The 2,906-nt window shown below is 53.0% G+C and carries 1 rRNA gene; it reads left to right on the forward strand.

The window, feature by feature from the left end:
• Positions 1-2,906: ribosomal RNA gene (locus AC1TO6_RS21050) — 23S ribosomal RNA — on the forward strand; the annotation flags it as partial.

Genomic DNA, 2,906 nt, shown 5'->3' on the forward strand with positions numbered 1-2,906 from the left:
GGATGCCTTGGCACTAGGAGCCTAAGAAGGACGGCACTAACACCGATATGCTCCGGGGAGCTGTAAGTAAGCTTTGATCCGGAGATTTCCGAATGGGGAAACCCACTGTCCATAATGGGACAGTACGTTTACGTGAATACATAGCGTAAACGAGGCACACCCGGAGAACTGAAACATCTAAGTATCCGGAGGAAGAGAAAGAAAAATCGATTCCCTGAGTAGCGGCGAGCGAAACGGGAAGAGCCCAAACCAGGAAGCTTGCTTCCTGGGGTTGTAGGACACTCTATACGGAGTTACAAAGGAATGGATTAGACGAAGCGACCTGGAAAGGTCCGCCGCAGCGGGTAAAAGCCCCGTAGTCGAAAGTCCATTCTCTCCAGAGTGTATCCTGAGTACGGCGGAACACGTGAAATTCCGTCGGAATCCGGGAGGACCATCTCCCAAGGCTAAATACTCCCTAGTGACCGATAGTGAACCAGTACCGTGAGGGAAAGGTGAAAAGCACCCCGGAAGGGGAGTGAAATAGATCCTGAAACCATGTGCCTACAAGTTGTCAGAGCCCGTTAATGGGTGATGGCGTGCCTTTTGTAGAATGAACCGGCGAGTTACGATTCCATGCAAGGTTAAGCAGTGAATGCGGAGCCGCAGCGAAAGCGAGTCTGAATAGGGCGTCAGAGTATGGGGTCGTAGACCCGAAACCAGGTGATCTACCCATGTCCAGGGTGAAGGTAAGGTAACACTTACTGGAGGCCCGAACCCACGTACGTTGAAAAGTGCGGGGATGAGGTGTGGGTAGCGGTGAAATTCCAATCGAACCTGGAGATAGCTGGTTCTCTCCGAAATAGCTTTAGGGCTAGCCTCAAACTTAAGAATCTCGGAGGTAGAGCACTGTTTGGACTAGGGGCCCATCCCGGGTTACCGAATTCAGACAAACTCCGAATGCCGATGATTTATGTTTGGGAGTCAGACTGTGGGTGATAAGATCCATAGTCGAGAGGGAAACAGCCCAGACCACCAGTTAAGGTCCCCAAGTATTCGTTAAGTGGAAAAGGATGTGGCGTTGCCCAGACAACCAGGATGTTGGCTTAGAAGCAGCCATCATTTAAAGAGTGCGTAATAGCTCACTGGTCGAGTGGCGCTGCGCCGAAAATGTACCGGGGCTAAACGAATCACCGAAACTGTGGATTGACATCTTTGATGTCAGTGGTAGGAGAGCGTTCCAAGGGCGTCGAAGCTAGACCGTAAGGACTGGTGGAGCGCTTGGAAGTGAGAATGCCGGTATGAGTAGCGAAAGAAGGGTGAGAATCCCTTCCACCGAATGCCCAAGGTTTCCTGAGGAAGGCTCGTCCGCTCAGGGTTAGTCAGGACCTAAGTTGAGGCCGAAAGGCGTAGACGATGGACAACAGGTTGATATTCCTGTACCACCTCCCCGCCGTTTGAGCAATGGGGTGACGCAGTAGGATAGGGTGAGCGCGCTGTTGGTTATGCGCGTCTAAGCAGTGAGGTGTGGAATGAGGCAAATCCCATTCCTATAACATTGAGCTGTGATAGCAAGGGGATTTATCCCTGAGTCCCTGATTTCACGCTGCCAAGAAAAGCCTCTAGCGAGGCGGGAGGTGCCTGTACCGCAAACCGACACAGGTAGGCGAGGAGAGAATCCTAAGGTGATCGAGAGAACTCTCGTTAAGGAACTCGGCAAAATGACCCCGTAACTTCGGGAGAAGGGGTGCTCTGGTAGGGTGTTAAAGCCCGAGAGAGCCGCAGTGAATAGGCCCAGGCGACTGTTTAGCAAAAACACAGGTCTCTGCAAAACCGCAAGGTGAAGTATAGGGGCTGACGCCTGCCCGGTGCTGGAAGGTTAAGAGGAGAGGTCAGCGCAAGCGAAGCTTCGAATTGAAGCCCCAGTAAACGGCGGCCGTAACTATAACGGTCCTAAGGTAGCGAAATTCCTTGTCGGGTAAGTTCCGACCCGCACGAAAGGCGTAACGATCTGGGCACTGTCTCAACGAGAGACTCGGTGAAATTATAATACCTGTGAAGATGCAGGTTACCCGCGACAGGACGGAAAGACCCCGTGGAGCTTTACTGTAACCTGATATTGAATTCCGGTGCAGCCTGTACAGGATAGGTAGGAGCCTTGGACTCCGGAGCGCTAGCTTCGGATGAGGCGTTGGTGGGATACTACCCTGGCTGTATTGGACTTCTAACCCATGCCCCTTATCGGGGCAGGAGACAGTGTCAGGCGGGCAGTTTGACTGGGGCGGTCGCCTCCTAAAGAGTAACGGAGGCGCCCAAAGGTTCCCTCAGAATGGTTGGACATCATTCGTAGAGTGCAAAGGCATAAGGGAGCTTGACTGCGAGACCTACAAGTCGAGCAGGGTCGAAAGACGGGCTTAGTGATCCGGTGGTTCCGCATGGAAGGGCCATCGCTCAACGGATAAAAGCTACCCCGGGGATAACAGGCTTATCTCCCCCAAGAGTCCACATCGACGGGGAGGTTTGGCACCTCGATGTCGGCTCATCGCATCCTGGGGCTGTAGTCGGTCCCAAGGGTTGGGCTGTTCGCCCATTAAAGCGGTACGCGAGCTGGGTTCAGAACGTCGTGAGACAGTTCGGTCCCTATCCGTCGCGGGCGCAGGAAATTTGAGAGGAGCTGTCCTTAGTACGAGAGGACCGGGATGGACATACCTCTGGTGTACCAGTTGTCTTGCCAAAGGCATCGCTGGGTAGCTATGTATGGACGGGATAAATGCTGAAAGCATCTAAGCATGAAGCCCCCCTCGAGATGAGATTTCCCATTACGCAAGTAAGTAAGATCCCTCAAAGAAGATGAGGTTGATAGGTCTGGGGTGGAAGCACGGCGACGTGTGGAGCTGACGGATACTAATCGATCGAGGACTTAACCA

Source organism: Sporosarcina sp. Y352, assembly GCF_056786535.1.